This is a genomic window from Pseudothermotoga sp. (assembly GCF_031962025.1).
Classification (GTDB): Bacteria; Thermotogota; Thermotogae; order Thermotogales; family DSM-5069; genus Pseudothermotoga_B.
This window is the reverse complement of the sequence record NZ_JAVRKW010000008.1, coordinates 19,198-37,980: the sequence shown is the minus strand read 5'-3', so window position 1 is coordinate 37,980 and position 18,783 is coordinate 19,198. Positions and strand designations below refer to the sequence as shown.

Sequence of the window (18,783 nt, the reverse complement as noted above, 5' to 3'; positions counted from 1 at the left end):
AAAATGACACAGATGCTCAGATATGGCTTTTTGTTTGCCATAGCAACTATGATCTCCCGGGTGAGCGGATTAATTCGGGATATGTTGCTTGCACATAAATTCGGTGCAGGTGTGGAATTCGATGCCTATGTGATTGCCATTTCCTTTCCATTCCTGCTTCGCCGGGCTTTTGCCGAAGGTGCAATGACTTCGGCATTTGTACCTCTGTACAACGAGAAAAACAAAAGCAATGAATTTGCTTCCTCTGTTATCACAACGCTTGGGATTGTGACAGTTTCGCTGACGATTTTAATCGAGATCTTCCCACAGATCGTACCGATGGTGCTGTCCAGTGGTGCCGATGAACAGACCAAGATTCTTTCAGCATCACTTTCGAGAATAAGTATGCCGTTTGTGGTTTTCATCTTTTTGTGGGCTGTTCTGTACGCCATCCAGAATTCTCACAACATCTTTTTTGTTCCGGCACTTTCACCAACTTTGATGAATATAGGTGTGATCACAGGGACATTATTTGCGGATATCTTCAGGGTCAGAACGGTTGGTCCAACTCTGGGTTTTACGCTTGGTGGACTTTTCATGTTTATTTGTTTGATACCCGGCTCAAAAAAAGTCGGGTTCAAATACAAGGTAGGTTTTGAAGGTATTCAGGAGTTTTTGAAACTGTTTTTTCCGGCTCTTTTGGCTATGACAGTTTCGGAGTTCAACGTTCTGATTGATGTGAATGTCGCTTCTTTGCTTGGACCGGGTAATGTTTCAGCCATGCAGTATGCCAATAGATTCTATCAATTGCCATTTGGTGTGTTCGGCGTTGCTATGGCAACGGTGGTTCTGCCCATGATGGTGAATGAAGCTCAGAGTTTTGAAAAGCACCTTTTTGACTCGGTGAAGCTATCGTTGTTCCTGACTGTGCCATCGATGGCTGGTTTAATGGCTTTGAGCGAAAGATTAATCGTTCTTGTTTACCAGCATGGTGCCTTCACTCATCAGGATACCATTAGAACAAGTGTGGTTTTGTTTTATTATTCAATGGGATTACCGCTTTACTCGATCATGGCTGTTCTTTCAAGAGCCTGCCATGCAAAGAAGGATATGAAAACGCCGTTCAAAGCGACGGTTATCTCTTTCACAGTAAATGGTATTTTGGATTTCGCACTCGGACTCACATTCAAAGTGGCTGGAATTGCTGCGGCAACATCTATCGCGGGTTTTTGTGGAATGCTCTATCTGATTTACAAGGTCAAACCAAGGTTTGATTGGGTTTATATTGCAAAAGTATTTGGTGCATCAGCCGTCATGACCACAGGTGTACTGATTTTGTCTTTTTTCAGTACATCGAGACTTTACACTATTTTTCTTGTCCTGTTTGGTATGCTGATTTATATGTTGATATGCAAATTACTCAAATTTTCTGAACTTTCTGAACTTTTCAGGCTCGTTCGCAGATGAAACTGGCGTACCCAACTACCTGTGTTCTGTCTTTTGTAACATCACCGCTTGTTGCGTGTTTCAGCAGTTTTGGTCTGCCAAAATATTTCATAAAGAGCAAAGCTGCAATCGATGAAAGACCGCACATTGTCACTTTCTGTTTTGCAACCACGGTGTAAAGTCCCACAGGATCTTTTTGACTTATTTTCTCTATCACCCATTGATCTTTTTGATTTGTTATTTGATCATTTTCATAGTGGTTGAGATCTGTCGAAAAAACAAACAGAACCGATGAATATTTTTTTGCGATCTCATCAAGAGCAGATGCTATCTTCTGGCAGGTGTTTATAAAAACCGGGGAAACGCAAATAGGCAATATCTTGAATTCACCGAATAGATACTGCAAAAAAGGCAGTTGAACTTCAAGCGAATGTTCGTACATATGTGACTGCCAGTCGGCAGCAGCTTCATCGCAGTTTTGAAGAAATATCTCTGCGGCTTGTTCGTGTACCTGCAAGGATCCAAATGGAGTGAGCCATTCACCCTGATTCCAGACACTCACCTGTGAGCCAAATCCGGTGTGGTTAGGACCAATTAGAACCACGAGTTCTGGTTTTCCAGATCTGGCGATTTGAGCATAGGCATGTGCCGCAACAGGTCCGCTGTAAACATAACCTGCATGCGGCACAATCACTGCCAGATTCTGTTCGAGCAATTTATCGATCTTTTCTGGAATATATCCAGGACCAATCGGCGACAGAAAACATTCTTCGATGGTGGATTTCAACCTGTCAATCGAATCTGGATAAAAGCTGCCGGCTACCACAGCAGGTCTTTTCATTCTATCACCTTAGCTGTGATGAAAATTATCAGCTCGCGCTTGTCTTTTTGTTCAGTTTTGGTTCTGAAAAGCTGTCCGATGAAAGGTAAGTCTCCAAGAACGGGTATCTTTGAATCAGTTTGTTCATTTGTTTCTCTGATCAGACCACCAATCACCAGCGTGTCACCGTTTTTGATGGTTACCTGTGTTTGTGCTTCGCGCGTGCTTTCACCGGGTATACTTATGTTCGGATAGTAGGTCGCCTTGCTGACTTTGGTGAACACATTGAGTTCAATAGTTCCATCGTTTTGTACGTATGGAGTTATTTTAAGCTCTATACCTGTATCTAAGAAATTCACCGAGACATTGCCATTTTGATCGACTGTTTGATATGGTATTCTGTCTCCTATTAATATTCTTGCTTCTTTACCACTGCTTGTTACGATTCTTGGACTTGCCAGAATATTGTTCAAATTATTCGAATCATTTATTTTTGAAGAAACAGTCACAGAAGCATCCTTGAGAAAAGATAATAATCTCTGGTAGTCAAACATATTTATCACACTTGTTGTGATATTCAGCTCTGAATCGCTGAGACTTATCTCGGGATTCACAATACCCGGTAAAGATATGCTGAACGAGAAAGATCTTTCCAAACTGTCTATCAAAGACCTGTCCACTAACCTTGCTTCAATTTCAACCTGCTTCATTGGTTTTGAGATATCCTGCATCAGGCTCTCTATCTGCTGAATATTTTCTTTGCTCAACCCGGTTATTACGATGAGATTTTTCAAATCGTCCACGTATACTTTTCCACCGTAGAATTCAACCAAAGATTTAACTCTGTCAAGGTTGTGCGGCAGTGTGTATACAAATTTTTGCTGTGGGGTTGTGTCCGCAACAGGCTTTGGTTTGACAAGTGCTGTGATATCCTTGGTTTCAATGAAAGAATATCCATACTGTTCTTCAATGAACTTCTTAAAATCTTCCCAGTTTATAGATGAGATGTTCATTGTCACATTTTCATCCGGTGTGTTTACAAAAACAAATGATACTCCCAATTCTTCCACCACTTTTGATATCAGTTCTTTCAATGGTTTGTTATCGCATTTGATCGAAACGGTTTCATCTGGATTTCTTTTTATTTGGATCGGCTGACTTTCCACTTTTTGTGCTTCGGCTTTTTGCTTGATTTTTTCAGAGAATTTTTCGTACTCTTCGACTGCCTTTTGTACATCTAAGGATGTACCAGAGAAGACAACTACACCAAGTTTTGGAAACGCATCGAATTTCGTGTTGTTATTAATGGATTGTAAGAAACTTTTGAATTCATCATCAGGTATATCTTCTCTATATTCAAGGATTCTCACAATCGACTCTGTTTTTGGTTCTTCTGGTTTTATCTTGGACACGACAACTTGAATTTGATTCAGAAAATCCTGTGCTTTTTCTATTGCTTGTTTTTCACCGTGCAATATCATCATCCGATTTGCCGTGTAAATGTTGATTTGTGTTAATTTGCTCAATATATCTGATATATCTTTTGCTTCGAAGCCTTCTGGGACCTGGACTATGGTGTAGGTTTCTTCCTTGTGCAAGTAATTTCTAATCCTTTCCAGGAACTTTTCAGCTTCTTGTATCTTTTCTTCCTCACCCGTCATTATGTAAAACAGATCTGTTTTTTCAAGATCTACTTCGTACAGTTTTGAGAGTGATAATTTTGCATCCTCAAAATTGAATTTTTCAACCAGTGGTACGATTTTTACTATTTTTTGAGCAGCGACAGGTGTGATTGACGAATAAATCTTCTGCAATTCCTCTACGGCTTTTTGCAGATCGTCCTGGTTATAGGAGCTGATTAGAACAACTCCAAGGGATTTTAGATTGGCTTCGACTTTGACATCAAGTGTTTTTTCTATGAGTGTCTTGACTTCGTTGTAAGTTTCATCGCTGAATGAGACATTTACAGTTCTTATAAATCTATCTTTGACAAATGTTCTGAGAAAGGTTCTGGCTTTGTTCAGATCTTCCTCGGATCCGGTGATTTTGAGGATGTTTTGAACTGTGACGCTCTCTATTCCATATATTTGATTCAGTATCTGTGATATCTGCGCTGCTGTCTGCTCATCATTCAAGAAGAAAACTTCAGACTGCCTGAGAGTGTAATAAAATCGGGTTAGTTCAGAGGCGATATTTTTAATACCTTTTCTGATCTCTGATGGAGCTATGACAAACAGACCTTCCTGCAAATCGACAAACCGCGATGAAGGTACATCAAAGACCACACTGAGTGCTGATAAGACCTTTTGCTGTATTTGCTTTGGAATATCCAGAAGTTCAACCTCTGCCGTTCCTGTAAAACCAAGGTCATTCAGCACACCCTGTGCGATTTCTAATTGAATCTGTGATCCTTTGAGCTCCAGTACACCAAATGGTAATTGCACAGCATCGATTCCAATTGCCTTAAGAACATCGCAAGCTTCCTTTGGATATATCACCTTGATCTGTTTTGATTGCACCTGTGGTTGTGTTTTTGTCTGCTCAACTGAAGATGTTTCTGTCTGTGATTTTCTAAATCTTTCTTCCAGTTGTGATACGTAATTCACGACGGTCTGAACTGTCTTGGAGTCACCGGTGATTATGAATTTATCAAGTCCTTCAAGGAGATTGAACTGGAAGGTGTAAACGTTCTTCAGTGAATTGAGCAGTTTTGAAACATCTTCTACTGGTGCAGATACGGTGATTTCTCTTGTGACAGAAGGTGGTGTAACAGAAAGTATCTTAGAAATCAGTTCTTGTTCGTAAATATCTCCGTAAATGAACAGCAGTGCTTTGTTTGGCAGGTAAGTCATGACGGTTGTTGGAGAAAGGATTTTTTCTATCTTCTGAACGATGTCTTCGCTGGCTTCGTATATACCCCAGAACTGAGCAAATCTCTGGGAGATCTCTTTTTTCGTTCCTATGTGCAGTGTACCATCTGGCATGTAGCTGTAAGCCATCGGCTCTGTGCCCACTCTGATGGTCAGTAATATGTTTCTCAGAGCCTCTTCCGGTGTTATGTTCGAAAGTTTCAGAGCCAGTTTAGCCGCTTTCACCGTGTCTGACAGAACAACGTTCAAATTGAGCTCTTCTGCCAGAAATTTCACGGCGGTTTCAAGATTGCTTCCTTCGGTTAAAGCAAGATCTATATGTTTCTCAGAACCTTTAAAAGTCACTTTCAGAGTTTTTCCATCAAATTCGATCAATGGTTCTTTTGGTATCAATAGTTGAAATAGAACCAGTGAACCCTGGTAGGTACCAATAGCCCTCAATGAATCAACGGGTCCGTAGGCAACAGGTAAGAAGAAAGGAGAGCTTGATAGATTCACATTTTTAAGGTGAATCGAAACAAGTGAACCTGCGGCGTTTTTCTCGACAAAAACATTGTCCTTGGAAAGGTTCACATCTGTGTCGATGCGAAAGGTTACCTGTCCATCTTGAAAGATCGGACTGATACTGGTAATCTGCGCTCCATACAGAATGGTTATCAATAGTACAAAAACCAGCACAAGGGTTTTTTTCATATATGTCCCCCCTCACCTTATTGTTAACAGATTTCCGGTTTGCAGATCTAAAACTGCAACGGCAAAACTCGTTACATGCAGAATCAGATACCTTCCATCCAGAATATCGTCCAGGCATTTTTTGAAAACCTGACCGCCGCTACTCAAAAGGATGAACCTGTCGTTCTCGCCTTTTGCATAACCTGAAAATTTATAACCAGGAAGGGTTTCAATCAATGAAAGCATATCGGCGTTCAGTTTTTCTTTATCGAACTTCAGCGAATAAGGTTCAAGCGGGTTTATCTTTTGCACGTTTTGCTGAAATTTTTGCGATATGTTTTTCAAATCTTCTGGTCCTAACCTTCTTCTGAGCGGTGGGATTTGCTGACTGGTCTGAACGACACTGACAGGTTTTGGCGTCTTTGCATAGAAAAACAGAAAATAGATGGCTCCGCTCCACACACCAGCCAGTAAGATCAATAGAAAAACGATTCTTCTGTTCATTCAACCATCACACCCGTAAAAACGATTTTGAAATTCACAGAACCTTTGCCTGTAATACCAGAGATCTCTACTGGAACTTTGAGATTGTTCGTAACTGTCAGCGATTTTATGCTCACATTTGCTGAATTCAGGATCATGTAAAGTATATCTGAAAAATCCTCAGATGAACTTTCTCCCTGTATGATGTACGTTCCGTCTTTATCTGTTGTGAAATTCAATCCAAGTTTGCTTGCAAGGTTTTTGATCTGGTTTAATTTTATCTTCGGTTCTATCGTTTTCTCAAGCTGGTCAATGTAATCTTTTTTCGCCGTGACATTTTTATCGTATTCAAGTAGCCTGACAAGTTCGGCATCGATCTTTTTGGAAAGACTGCTGAATCTAAAGTAGTCGTAGATATCAAAATAGGCGGCAAAGACCACGAAAATTAAAACAGTCAGTAAAATTGAAAATCTGCGCGGCATGATCATCGCCTGCCCTGAACAGTGATTTTCATAAGCTGCATTGACAAAAAGCTCATCGAAGTGTTGTATTCCACCAATCTGTCAACTTTGTAACCAAGGTCAATCAACTTCTGGGAAAGTTTCTCAGCTGTTGGCTGTAAGCTTGGTTGGTACAGTTCGTAGATTGTGAGCAAAAACTGCCCGTCAAAGACCATCTGTGAAAGCATCATCCAGTCTTTTTGATCCTTGTTCCACAGGCTCAATACTTCCTTTATGTGGCTGCTGCTGTTGGAATATTTTACCATGTGGGTTTCAAGTAAGTCTATTCTGTCCTGCAGTTTTCTGCTCAAAGTGTAGAGATTTTGATTTTGAGTGATCACATTGTTCAGTTGGTTTTTTATTTCAGGTACACTCAACTCGATTTTGTACTTTTGCAGTACATAGCTGTGCTGTGATTTGAGAGAATCTATCACGGATTTTTTGTAAAATTCGCTGGTGAATCTGACCGCAAAAACCGGAGCAAGGAGCGCTATCAATAATACGAGAAAGGACGAAAATTTCAGTATCTGCCTTTTACGCCTGTACAAGTTTATTTTTTCCAAACTCAGCACCACCCCTCACAAGAAGCCCAAGTACACCGATTCCCACCTGATCAAATTTTACAGAAAACTTGGCAGTTTCAACCTTACCCTGGAAGGATTCAAACTGGTTAAAAGCTCTCACGTAAAATTCAGCCAATGCCGGTGGATCGCACAGAACATAGAAATTAGACACTTCTCTTATAGATGTGTCGGACAACACGGTGTTCAATAGAAATATTATCTCGCGCTCCACAGTGTAAGGTAGATCTGCCAATAATGAATTTGCTAGAGATGAAATATTTGATTCGTTCAATACATCCGCCTTTTTGTAGATATCTTCCTGTGTAATACCGGTTTCTTCCAAGATGATATCTGTCACTTCCCACGTTGAGTATGCAAAACTTCTGACTGCCACAGGAACTTTTGATATGAATATCACAACCGCACCGTACTCAGGGGTGAAAAGCAATAGAACAGATGTGGAATTGGTAGGCAGTTGGAGTATCTGGAGATATTTAAATAGGTCGGGTAAGACGACATCTGGCTCCGTAAAACCTGCCTGAGCGACTGTGGAAACAGTTTCATTTATGTCTTTATTTCTTGAAACCACAACGAGCATCTTGTTCAATGTGTTTCTGATCGTTTCCACAGTAATTTCATTAGCTGGTAGATTCAACAATCTTGAAACTTCAGTTCGAGCATAATCTCTATCTTCTTTCGGTGCAAGGGCTGGTGGTATGTCTATGGTGTAGAAAAGTAGACTTTCATTTGGAAAATTCACAGTAACGATGTCTTCGACATCAGGTTTGATCTTTTTAGCAAATTCTGTGAGTACTTCAGATGGATTTTCATCTTTTTTGAGATCTTTGTAAAAGCTCTGTATTAAGGACAAAATACCCCTGGATTTTCTGCCTCTTGCAACCGCCACATAGCGGCTTGTTATATCTATCGCTGTGATCATTTTGTGGAATATTTGCATTCAATCACCTCTTTACATTTATCTTTGCCACAACAGGTGGAAATGTGATTGTCCAGTCAGATGCTTCAACAGTTCCTGCTCTCAGAACACCGTTTGGTGAAAGTTCTATAGCCAGATTGTCTTTTCCCTTTACTGATACACGGCTGTCTATTTGAATTGAAAGTGATTTTGCCTGTCTTTCACTCTTGATTGGAACTGCTCTGATTCTAACACCTTTTTCATGTTGTCCAACTGTTACTGCTCCTGGTATCTCACCGTCCACCCATTCTAAAGCTTTGAAAACGGTACATTTGATGTAATAAGGTTGAACTTCATTTTTTATCTTGTCTATCCAGAAAAGACTGTAAAGCATAGAGCATATGAAACCAAGAACCACGATGATTTTGATGAGCGTTTCTATTAACAAATGCGCTCACCTTCCAATTGTCTGCTGCAATTGAAAGATGGTGCTGTACATCGTGAAAGCCATAAAGGCTATGAATCCGCCAACTCCGGCGATCAGCATCGGTTCGATCAAAGACACCAGTTTCTTCACACCAACCCTTAACTGATCCTCATAGAAATCAGCGACCTTTGCGAGCACTTCCTCGAGTTTTCCCGTTTCTTCTCCCGTGCCTACCAGTTCATAGACAATTTGAGGAAAGATTCCCGCTTCTATCATTGCCTGTCTCAAACTGGCACCTTCTTTGACTCTCTCGCTCACCTGCTTGCTTTTATTTATGATTCGTGGACTGTTTGAAGCCGCGGCAGCCATCTCAACGGCTTTTGTCAGTAAAACACCGCTGCCTGTTAGCACGGAGAGCACTCTGCAAAAGCGCTCAATACCCATCATCTTTCGCAATTTAGCGGCTGGCGGAAATAGATTTGAAAGGAATTCTTTCACATAAGCTGAAAACCTTGTCCTCATAAAAATCGTCAATCCCACAGCTACAAGAGCAACCGTTATTATTGAGCCAAGCCAGTGGGTGCTCAAAAACCTGTTGGTTTTGATGAGAAAGTTTATGATACCTGAAGTCGGAATGGTTCCAAAGGCACTGATCAATCTTGGCAGTATATAAAAGGATATTATAAATATCACACCTATTGCGAATATCAGGACGAATATTGGATAAGCCATGGCTGATTTAACTTCATCCTGTAAACGTTTAGAAGATTCATAAAAATCAGCTGCTTTTTCGAGTGATTTGTCTAAAACTCCACCTTCTTCGCCCGCAGAAACCAGGTTTATGAAAATCGAATCAAAGACTTTCTCATTCCTCAAAGCCTCAGAGAAAGTCGAACCGGTTTCCAGTGAGATAACAAGGTGTGTGATGATTTTTCGAAATCTACCTGAGAAAACCATCTGGTTTGAAAGTATTGCCAGTGCATCTTTTATTCTCACACCAGCACCGACCATTGTTGAAAGCTGTCTTGAGAAGATCACAAGTTCGGCAAGTGATATACCGAAGAACACATGTTCTTTCCTTGAGCTTGCACGTTCGACTTTTAAAACAGCATACTGCCTTTTTTTCAGCAAATCTATGACTTGAGATTCACTATCGGCTTCTAAAACACCCTTTACTCTCTTGCCGGTTTTATCGACGGCGGTGTATTTATAAAAAGCCATGCAGCCACCTTCTTTGTCATATAGTATACCACTTTGTAAAACATAAAATTCTTTACAAATACTGTTCAGGGTTGATGGTGAATATATTATAGTTTATATCATTCAATTTGTGTGATTTTTCATTCAAACCGGAAGACTCTACTCAGAAAAAATTCTGTGGAAACTACATTTTTGTAAATTCGACTGAGATCTTGCACAGGTTACGGAGTAATAGTTTTGTTGCTTTTAAGTAATATTATTGTAATATAAACAATACCAAGGTTGCATACGTGAAACATTGGTTGGATAAAATTCTTTTACAGATAGTAAAATAGTTGGTGTAAAGAAAAAATTATTTTTAAGGGGGAGGTGTAGTATATGAGAAGTAGGATGATTTTGCTTGCCTTATTAGTTGTTGCGTTTATCCCTGTCATGGTAGTATCAGCGGATTTTCCCACAAAACCTGTGACTATCATTGTCCCGTGGTCAGCCGGTGGGGCAACTGATGTACTTTTCAGGGCAATAGCAACGGTTTTTCCAAAATACGCCAACGGTCAACCACTTGTCATCAACAATGTACCGGGTGCTGGTGCGGTAACAGGAACGATGGAGTTCTTAAACGCAAAACCAGACGGTTACACACTGCTTTCTTTGGCGACACCAATTATAACCAAGATTCACTGGAGCGAGGTTAAATTCACCGTTGATGATTTTGTGCCGGTTATTAACATCGTCAACGACCCAAGTTACATACTGGTAAGGGCAGATTCACCGTATAAAACACTCAGTGATTTGATCGAAGCTGCACGCAAAGATCCCGAGACAATTACCATGGGCAATGGTGGTGCTGGCGGTGGTAACCACCTTGTTGCAGTTGCTTTTGAAGATTTTGTCGGTGTTAAATTTGTGCATGTTCCTTACAATGGTGGAGGACCGGCTGTCACGGCGCTTGTAGGAGGACACGTTGATTGTGTGATGGCTGCCGCTCCAGAGGGAGTGACAAATGTCCAGAGTGGACAATTGAGAGTTCTTGCCGTTATGGGACCAACGAGATTGAGCGTCTTCCCAGATGCACCAACTGCCCTCGAACAGGGTTACGATTTCAGATTAGGTATGTGGCGCGGCGTTGCTGTACAGAGAGGAACTCCGCTTGAAACAATTAAAGCACTGCATGATATCTTCAAAAAATGCATGGATGATCCGGAGTTCGTTTCGAAGGCAAAAGAGCTTGGTAGTGTTTTATTTTACATGGACTCTGCAACTTTCCAGAATTTCGTCAGACAGCAGAATCAGTTCTGGGAAAATCTCATGAAAACAAAGAAACTCGGTGAAAAATATGGTAAATGAATCTTTCTCCGCCCTTCGGGGCGGAGATTGTCGGAGGATAACTCATGGCAGTTAAGAAGTCTGATTTAATTTCTGGCTCAGCAGTAACACTCACAGGATTGATTTTCTTCCTGAGTACAATTGGAATAAAACCTGTGAAAAGAGGTCTCAGTCCTGCTGATTTTCCAAGACTCATAACTATTGCTATGATGATTTGTGGTGTTGCTTTGATAATCAAAAGCCTTTTTACAAAACAGAAAGTTTCTGATGGGAGAATTGATCCTGATTTTGTGAAAAAATTCATTGCGTTGATTGTTTTGTTTGCTGTTTATGTTCTGCTACTTGACGTGATAGGTTTTTTATGGCTTACTCCATTTTTTGTCTTCAGTGCGGCATATATTTTTGGTATGAAGAGGTTTTTTCTGAATATTGTTGTAAGTATCGGCACGACTTTTCTTGTATATTACATTTTTTCGGAAATCTTTAAAGTTCCTCTGCCTCATTTTTCTTTTTGAGAGGTGCATGAGATGGTTAACTACTGGCTTGAAGGGATAAAAATCGCTCTGCAGCCTTCGAATTTCATGTTAATGCTTTTAGGGGTTATTGGTGGTGTAATAGTTGGTGCTTTACCTGGAGTAACTTCTTCGATGGGTATAATTCTTCTTCTTCCTTTTACTTATTATCTTGATCCAAAAGTAGCACTGCTGATGCTTATAGGGATGTACTGTGCTTCAATGTTTGGTGGGTCTATATCTGCAATTTTACTTCGAACGCCGGGTACTCCCTCTGCCGCCGCAACAGCTCTGGATGGATATCCCCTGGCACAACAGGGTAAAGCAGGGAAAGCTTTAAGTGCGGCTCTGATTGGGTCATTTGTTGGTGGAATTGCGAGTGGAGTGTGTATGGTTTTTCTTGCACCATTTCTCGCGAGGATGGCACTGAAGTTTGGACCTGCCGAGTATTTTTCGCTGGCTGTTTTTGGGTTGACTATCATCGCAAGTGTATCTGGGAAAAGTCTTTTAAAAGGTGCAATCTCTGGTTTATTGGGATTGCTGCTCGCAATGATTGGTATTGATAACATCAGAGGCACTGAAAGATTGACTCTTGGTATCCCAAAATTGGAGAATGGTTTTGAATTTCTTCCAGTATTGATAGGAGTCTTTGCGGTCGCAGAGGTTATAGATAAACTTGAGAGAAGACAACAGGCACAGCAGATTACAAAATCCGTTGCTGGTTTCTGGCTTAATCGGAAAGAGTTTCGTTCGATTCTGATACCTATTTTGTTTGGTATTGTGATAGGTACAGTCATAGGTGTGATACCCGGGACGGGTGGGACTATTGCTACATTTCTTGCTTACAATGAACTTCGTAGATGGTCAAAGAACAAAGAGAAATTCGGTCAGGGTGCCCTTGAAGGTGTCGCTGTATGTGAAACGGCGAATAATGCAGTCACTGGTGGAGCGATGGTGCCAATGCTGTCTTTGAGCATACCTGGAGATGCTGTTACCGCAGTGATGTTAGGCGCACTGATACTCATAGGGGTGCGACCAGGTCCTCTTTTGTTTTCGCAGAATCCTGATATGATTTACACAATATTCGCCGGCTGGTTCATTGTTCAATTTCTGATGCTCATGGTTGGTTTTGCTTCAATCGTTGTAGCACCAAATATTTTGAAAATTCCTGACAGGATATTGATGCCAATAGTTTTAGTACTGTGTATCGTTGGTTCTTTCTCGCTCAGAAACAACCTTTACGATGTGGCTGTTGCACTGATATTTGGTGTTATAGGGTATTTATTGAGGAAAGGTGGTTTCCCAATGCCGCCGCTTGTACTTGGTATGATTCTTGGTCCAGAGGCAGAACAGAATTTGAACAGAGCTCTGCTGGTTTCAAAGAACGATTGGACAATAGTTTTTAAACGTCCCATATCGCTGACATTGCTGATTCTGGCATTGCTGTCTGTGGTGTTCAGCTTGCTGGGTTCTTATGCATCTTCAAAAAAGAAAGGGGCTGTCAGTTCATGAACAGGTTGGAGGAAGTCGCTCTCAAGTTGAAAAGGGTCAGACAATTTCTCGAGCAAAAGAATTTGCCGGCAGTTCTTTTCAGAAAACAGCCGAATTTTTCCTGGATAACCGCCGGTGGACTGAACATGGTCGGGATAGCCACGGAGATGGGAGTTGCTTCTGTTCTCGTGACGAAAGACAACTGTTATGTGATAACAAACCGTATTGAATCGCCCAGGATGAGAGATGAGGAGGTAAGTGAACTTGGTTTTGAGGTGATTTCATACGAATGGTTTGAGAATAAAGAATTAGATATAGTGAGAAAAATAGTTACTGGTACTGTTGGTTCAGATACGCCCATCGGTGGGTTTGAGTACGTTGAATCTGATCTGAATAAATTGAGATATGAATTGACAGAAGCTGAAATCGAACGGTATCTGTATCTTGGTGAGAAACTTTCAAGATCTCTTGAAAGCATTTTGTTGTTTACAAAGCCGGGTGATAGTGAAGCAGAAATTGCCGGAAGGATCAGCGCAGAACTGTGGAAGTACAGAATAGATCCCACAGGTTTTATGATTGCAGCCGATGAAAGGGCAAAATTGTACCGCCATCCGATTCCGACGATGAAAAAAATCGAGAGATCTGTGATGGTTTCCGTGAATGCCAGATACAGGGGTTTAATCACAACTGTTACTCGCATGGTTTATTTTGGAAAAATACCGGAGAATTTTCTTCATCAGTACAGGCAAAATGTTGAAATTGAATGTGCAATGATTGAAAAAACAAAGATCGGTGAGAAAATGAACATACCTGTTCTCACAGCGATCGAAGAATACAAAAAGCGTGGTTATCCTGATGAATGGAAATTGCACCACCAGGGTGGACCTATGGGATATTACGCACGAGATATAAGAGTAACACCCACCTGCGAAGAACTTGTGAGGAAAAATCAGGCTTTCTGCTGGAATCCAACTATCAGCGGCACAAAGTCAGAAGATGGTTTTATAATCACCGAATCTGGACCTGTTATGATAACAAAACCATTTGTATTTCCAAAGATAGAACTGCAGGTTAATGGTACCAGATTCGTTCGTCCAGACATTCTCGTTTTGTAGGAGGTATTTTTGTGGAAAAGGTTCGCATAGGAATAGCTGGAGCTGGTTTCATAGCGAAGATTCATATGGCTGCTTTTAGAGAGAATTATCCATATATAGAAGTCGTCGGTGTCTGCGCATCGAGAAGAGAAAATGCAGAAAAATTCGCTGCTCAATATGATATCCCGCTTGTATTTGATAATTTTGAAAAATTGTGTATGAGTGATCGAATAGATGTTGTCGATATATGTACTCCTACAAATTTGCATGATTCGGTGATTCTTTGTGCGTGTGAAAACAGAAAACATGTAATATGTGAAAAGCCCTTACTCGGTTACTACGGAGAAGACCATCCTGAACTGGAAAGAGTGGGAATAGAGATACCTAAATCAGAGATGTATCAAAAGGTTCTTGAAAAGATCGGCTTATTGGAAAAGAGGCTCAAAAATTCCGCAATCAAGTTTATGTACGCAGAGAACTGGGTTTATGCACCTGCGATCGAAAAAATGAAGAAGATGCTCAAAGCTTCGGATGGAGTTGTTTTTGAACTGAGAGCCGAGTGCAGTCATTCGGGTTCACAGGCATCTTATTCGAGAAAGTGGAAAACATCAGGTGGGGGGAGTTTGATGAGGCTTGGCTCTCATCCAATAGGTGCTGCATTGCACATAAAGCATTTTGAGGGGCTTGTACGTTATGGTAAACCAATAAAACCTGTTGCAGTAATGGGAGAGGTGGCATCCCTCACGAAGATGGAAACTCTGAGAAATCGACCCTGCCACGTTGCAACGGGTTGGGAAGACGTCGAAGACTGGTCGATAGCTGTTATCGATTTCGAGGATGGTTCAAAAGCCACTATATTTTCAACAGATCTGAGCCTTGGTGGTGTGAAAAACAGAATGGAACTGTACGCGTCAAACGGCATGATCATTGCCAATATGACTCCGAACGATTCTATGATTGCTTTTGCGCCTGGTGAAGATGTCTGGAAAGATGAGTACATTTGTGAAAAACTTGAAACCAAGGCGGGTTACAGTTTCCCATCGGCAGATGAATTCTGGACGAGAGGTTATCCTCAGGAAATGAAAGATTTTGCACTGGCTGTACTCCAGAACAGAGAACCCATATCTGGTTTTGATCTTGCCAAACAGACTGTCCAGGTAATTTACGCTGCTTATGTCTCCGCTCAGCTACAAAGAAAAGTGAAAATCGATTAGCCCTCAAGCCGTGTGGGGGTGTATCTTGGGAGAATCTTCTGGGTAGGAGGGATTAGAGATGAAAAGATGTATTTTTGTCCTGGTGGTACTTTTTTCAATAGTTACCTTCAGTGCACAGATCACTCTCAAAGCTTCCACACCATTCCAGAAAGGTCATGTACTGGCTGATGCCATGGAGCTGTTCAAAAACAAAATCGAAGTTCAAACCAATGGGCGTATCAGTGTTGAGCTGATCATCGGTCAGGCTTCGGAAGAAGATGTGAACAACCAGTGTTCTCAAGGTATTGTCGATCTTCAATTCACAGGTGGACGTCCTGTTGAAGTGTTCGCACCACAGTATTTTTTTGTCAACGCACCTTTTATAATCAAAGATTACGAACACTTTTTAAGAGTCTGGAACGGTCCTCTTGGTCAAAAGGCAAAAGCTCAGGTGGCAGAGAAAGGTAATATGATATGCCTCGGGACGGTCTATCGTGGTTACAGGCAATTCACTTCGAACAAACCCATCTATGATTTAGAAGACCTCAAGGATATTAAATTGAGACTGCCAGTTGTACCAACCTGGGTGAAGATATGGGAGGCAATTGGAGCAAAACCCGTTACTGTGCCTCTGACAGAGCTTTATCAGGCACTTAAAGAGAAGAGAGCAGAGGCATCTGAAGGAGATCTGACTCAGATACTGTCTTTCAAATTGTACGAAGTACAGTCTTATCTCACTCTAACGAACCACCTGTGTGGAGTGGGATGGGTTACAATGAACAGGACAACTTATGAAAGATTGTCCAAAGATGACCAGCAGCTTGTTGAAACAATTATAGATGAAGTCTGCGCATGGGCTACGCAAAAAATAAAAGACAACGAAAGTAACATCATAGCTGAGCTTGAAAAAAATGGTATGAAAGTAATCACTCTTGAACCTTCGATTCTTCAAAAAATTAGAGATATGGCAAAACCTGCCATTGAGGAACTCTTTAAGACCACCTGGCCCGTCACAACCTGGGACGAAGTTTTGGCACAATGAAAAGGCTGCCGGAAGGCAGCCTTTTTTGTATGTTATAATCCTAAAATGGGTGAACAGGAATGAAAGGTACCTTTGAGACAGCAGAAAGGTCAAGTATGTCGCTTTTAGATAAATCGCTCATTGCCATTTCTTTTATACCTGTAGTTTTTTCAGTACTTCGAATGAAGATTGTTCAGAGTGTGGGTTATCTTGTTTTCTTTTTTGGCAGTATTCCTGAATTTTATTATGAAAAAACCGTGAACCAGCAAATTCCGCAGAATTTGAAAACACTATTTAGAATTCATATACTCCTTCATTCGTTTTTTGGTCAGTTTCTGGGTTTCTATGATTCTGTACCATTTTTTGATAAGGGCTTGCATTTTGTGGGCTCAGCTCTTGGATCGATTTTCTTCTATTTCATTGTGGCAACAAACTCGAAATTTTGGAAAGCTGAATTAGATAAAAAAAGAGCAGTTTTCATTTCATTTCTGCTCACCAATTTTGCTGGAATTATCTGGGAGATAGCAGAATTTATAGCAGATGAGTTTTTCTCACTTAATGCACAAAGAGGGTTGCAGGACACCATGTTGGATTTAATATTCAACATCCTGGGTGCTTATGCTGGTAGCCGATTTTTGGTCAACTACCACCCGCCTATAGAGGCGGAGGCTTGAAGGAGCCCTGGTTGACCAGCCTAAGGGACTGACCCGAAGGACAAGGGGACGATGTTCCTACGTTATCCCTGTCATGGCACTCTGGGGTGCGTCCCAAGCTCCAGACAATGCCGTACAGGCTTAAACAGTCCTGAAGTGGTAGGGACAGTGGTCTGTACATAACAAACAGGGATAACATTGGCGATGGGAGATACAGGTGTAGTCCAGCCTGTGCGTCACCCAGTAGATTTAAAACCTACTGGAGAAGGAGGAAAACTCTGTAAAATGGTATTTGTATTGAACAAGAACAAGAAACCTTTATCACCGTGCCATGAAGCAGTTGCCAGAAAACTTCTAAAAGAAGGAAAAGCAGTTGTACACAGAATCTATCCTTTCACTATACGGCTCAAAGATCTAAAAGATACCTCAACATTCAAACCAGACTATAGACTCAAAATAGACTACGGGAGCAAGCACACAGGCATCGCTATACTGAAAAACAATTCTGAAGTAATCTTCATGATGCAACTGCATCACAAAACAGACATAAAAGAGAAGATGGACACAAGGCGCAATCTACGACACAGCAGGAGAAGTAGAAAAACAAGGTATAGAAAACCAAGGTTTTTGAACAGGAAAAGGGACAAAGATCGGTTACCACCAACACTAAAAAGCAGAGTAAACAACATTGAAACGTGGGTAAAAAGGCTATGTAAACTGTGTCCTGTTAATGCTATTTCGTACGAGAATGCCAAATTTGATACACAAAAATTAAGGAACCCAGAAATTTCAGGTGTGGAATATCAACAAGGAACACTTTTAGGATATGAGATAAAAGAGTATCTGTTAGAGAAGTTCAACAGGCGATGTGTGTACTGTGGAGCTACAAATGTGCCCCTGGAAATAGAACATGTCATTCCAAAATCAAGAGGTGGGACAGATAGAATAGATAACCTTGTTATAGCCTGCCATGAGTGCAATCAGAAAAAGGGAAATAGGACAGCAGAAGAATTTGGGTATGCTGAAATTCAGAAACTTGTCAAAGAACCCTTAAAAGACTGTTCATTAGTTAACTCCACAAGATGGAAGATATACGAAGTTCTAAAAAGAACAGGACTTCAAATAGAATGTGGAAGTGGTGTATTGACAAAGATGAACAGAGCTAAATTAGGTTTACCCAAAGATCATCATTTTGACGCAATTTGCATAGGGCAATCAACGCCTGAAAGGATTTGGTTTAAGACAAAAACTATTTTACATGTAACAGCAAAAGGTAGAGGCACAAGACAAATGGCAAATGTCAATAAATATGGTTTTGCTATAGGGCACAGAGCAAGACAGAAATTTTTCTTTGGTTTTCAGACAGGTGATATGGTAAGGGCAGTAGTCAAAAGAGGTAAGTACAAAGGTACATGGAAAGGAACAGTAGCATGTAGAAGTAGTGGATATTTTGATATAAAGGGCAGAAATGGGAAAAGGATTGTTCAGGGAATATCTTACAAATACTGCAGGGTAATTCAGCGGTTTGATGGGTACAGTTACGAATTAGAACGACCAAAAATTTCCGGCACATTTCCTCTCCAGCATTTAGATGTTGGAGCCACCATGTGCCAGTAA

Annotated in this window: 17 protein-coding genes; 9 read left to right on the top strand and 8 right to left on the bottom strand. The window is 40.9% G+C overall.

The features are described 5' to 3' along the window. The first annotated feature begins 3 nt into the window (after positions 1–3). Complete coding sequence (murJ, locus tag AC4E92_RS07245) at positions 4–1,446, top strand: murein biosynthesis integral membrane protein MurJ (RefSeq protein ID WP_490239929.1); 1,443 nt, start codon at positions 4–6, stop codon at positions 1,444–1,446. On the opposite strand, the gene amrB is transcribed toward murJ, so the two are convergent. Genes amrB through AC4E92_RS07205 form a run of 8 tightly spaced genes read right to left on the bottom strand, consistent with a single transcriptional unit; the run spans position 1,427 to position 9,897 of the window. Further along, complete coding sequence (gene amrB / locus AC4E92_RS07240; protein WP_490239928.1) at positions 1,427–2,266, bottom strand: AmmeMemoRadiSam system protein B; 840 nt, start codon at positions 2,264–2,266, stop codon at positions 1,427–1,429. The two genes, murJ and amrB, sit on opposite strands and share 20 nt — an antisense overlap. After that, positions 2,263–5,808 (bottom strand): type II secretion system protein GspD, encoded by a 3,546-nt coding sequence (locus AC4E92_RS07235; RefSeq protein WP_490239927.1) that lies wholly within the window; start codon positions 5,806–5,808, stop codon positions 2,263–2,265. The genes amrB and AC4E92_RS07235 overlap by 4 nt, the downstream gene beginning before the upstream one ends. Positions 5,809–5,820: 12 nt before the next feature. Continuing rightward, the gene (locus AC4E92_RS07230; protein ID WP_490239926.1) at positions 5,821–6,291 is read right to left on the bottom strand and encodes a hypothetical protein; all 471 of its coding nucleotides are present in this window, start codon (positions 6,289–6,291) and stop codon (positions 5,821–5,823) included. Then, the gene (locus tag AC4E92_RS07225) at positions 6,288–6,752 is read right to left on the bottom strand and encodes a hypothetical protein (protein ID WP_490239925.1); all 465 of its coding nucleotides are present in this window, start codon (positions 6,750–6,752) and stop codon (positions 6,288–6,290) included. Before AC4E92_RS07225 ends, AC4E92_RS07230 begins: the two co-directional genes overlap by 4 nt. 2 nt (positions 6,753–6,754) lie before the next feature. Then, positions 6,755–7,333, bottom strand: a complete 579-nt coding sequence (locus AC4E92_RS07220; protein WP_490239924.1) for a hypothetical protein — start codon at positions 7,331–7,333, stop codon at positions 6,755–6,757. Further along, positions 7,305–8,291: a hypothetical protein gene (locus AC4E92_RS07215; RefSeq protein WP_490239923.1), complete on the bottom strand. Its 987-nt coding sequence runs from the start codon at positions 8,289–8,291 to the stop codon at positions 7,305–7,307. The genes AC4E92_RS07220 and AC4E92_RS07215 overlap by 29 nt, the downstream gene beginning before the upstream one ends. A gap of 4 nt (positions 8,292–8,295) precedes the next feature. Continuing rightward, complete coding sequence (locus tag AC4E92_RS07210; protein WP_490239922.1) at positions 8,296–8,697, bottom strand: hypothetical protein; 402 nt, start codon at positions 8,695–8,697, stop codon at positions 8,296–8,298. Positions 8,698–8,703: 6 nt separating this feature from the next. Beyond that, positions 8,704–9,897, bottom strand: a complete 1,194-nt coding sequence (locus AC4E92_RS07205; protein WP_490239921.1) for a type II secretion system F family protein — start codon at positions 9,895–9,897, stop codon at positions 8,704–8,706. Between the two features lie 357 nt (positions 9,898–10,254). Here AC4E92_RS07205 and AC4E92_RS07200 point away from each other — a divergent pair, with 357 nt between their 5' ends. The 8 genes from AC4E92_RS07200 to iscB all read left to right on the top strand — a co-directional run bounded on the left by AC4E92_RS07200 (position 10,255) and on the right by iscB (position 18,783). After that, positions 10,255–11,223, top strand: a complete 969-nt coding sequence (locus AC4E92_RS07200) for a tripartite tricarboxylate transporter substrate binding protein (RefSeq protein WP_490239920.1) — start codon at positions 10,255–10,257, stop codon at positions 11,221–11,223. Between the two features lie 44 nt (positions 11,224–11,267). After that, positions 11,268–11,717 (top strand): tripartite tricarboxylate transporter TctB family protein, encoded by a 450-nt coding sequence (locus AC4E92_RS07195; protein WP_490239919.1) that lies wholly within the window; start codon positions 11,268–11,270, stop codon positions 11,715–11,717. 12 nt (positions 11,718–11,729) lie between these two features. Next, positions 11,730–13,226 carry a tripartite tricarboxylate transporter permease gene (locus tag AC4E92_RS07190; RefSeq protein ID WP_490239918.1) on the top strand — a complete coding sequence of 499 codons (1,497 nt, stop codon included), beginning with the start codon at positions 11,730–11,732 and terminating at the stop codon, positions 13,224–13,226. Beyond that, complete coding sequence (locus tag AC4E92_RS07185) at positions 13,223–14,320, top strand: M24 family metallopeptidase (RefSeq protein WP_490239917.1); 1,098 nt, start codon at positions 13,223–13,225, stop codon at positions 14,318–14,320. The genes AC4E92_RS07190 and AC4E92_RS07185 overlap by 4 nt, the downstream gene beginning before the upstream one ends. Before the next feature lie 11 nt (positions 14,321–14,331). Then, positions 14,332–15,513, top strand: coding sequence for a Gfo/Idh/MocA family protein (locus AC4E92_RS07180; RefSeq protein WP_490239916.1), 1,182 nt, complete (start codon positions 14,332–14,334; stop codon positions 15,511–15,513). Between the two features lie 58 nt (positions 15,514–15,571). Beyond that, a complete protein-coding gene (locus AC4E92_RS07175; RefSeq protein ID WP_490239915.1) occupies positions 15,572–16,534 on the top strand; it encodes a TRAP transporter substrate-binding protein in 963 nt (320 codons plus the stop codon). 59 nt (positions 16,535–16,593) lie between these two features. Further along, positions 16,594–17,187, top strand: a complete 594-nt coding sequence (locus tag AC4E92_RS07170) for a DUF2238 domain-containing protein (protein ID WP_490239914.1) — start codon at positions 16,594–16,596, stop codon at positions 17,185–17,187. Between the two features lie 264 nt (positions 17,188–17,451). Continuing rightward, on the top strand, positions 17,452–18,783 hold the full coding sequence (gene iscB / locus AC4E92_RS07165; protein WP_490239913.1) for an RNA-guided endonuclease IscB: 1,332 nt from the start codon (positions 17,452–17,454) through the stop codon (positions 18,781–18,783).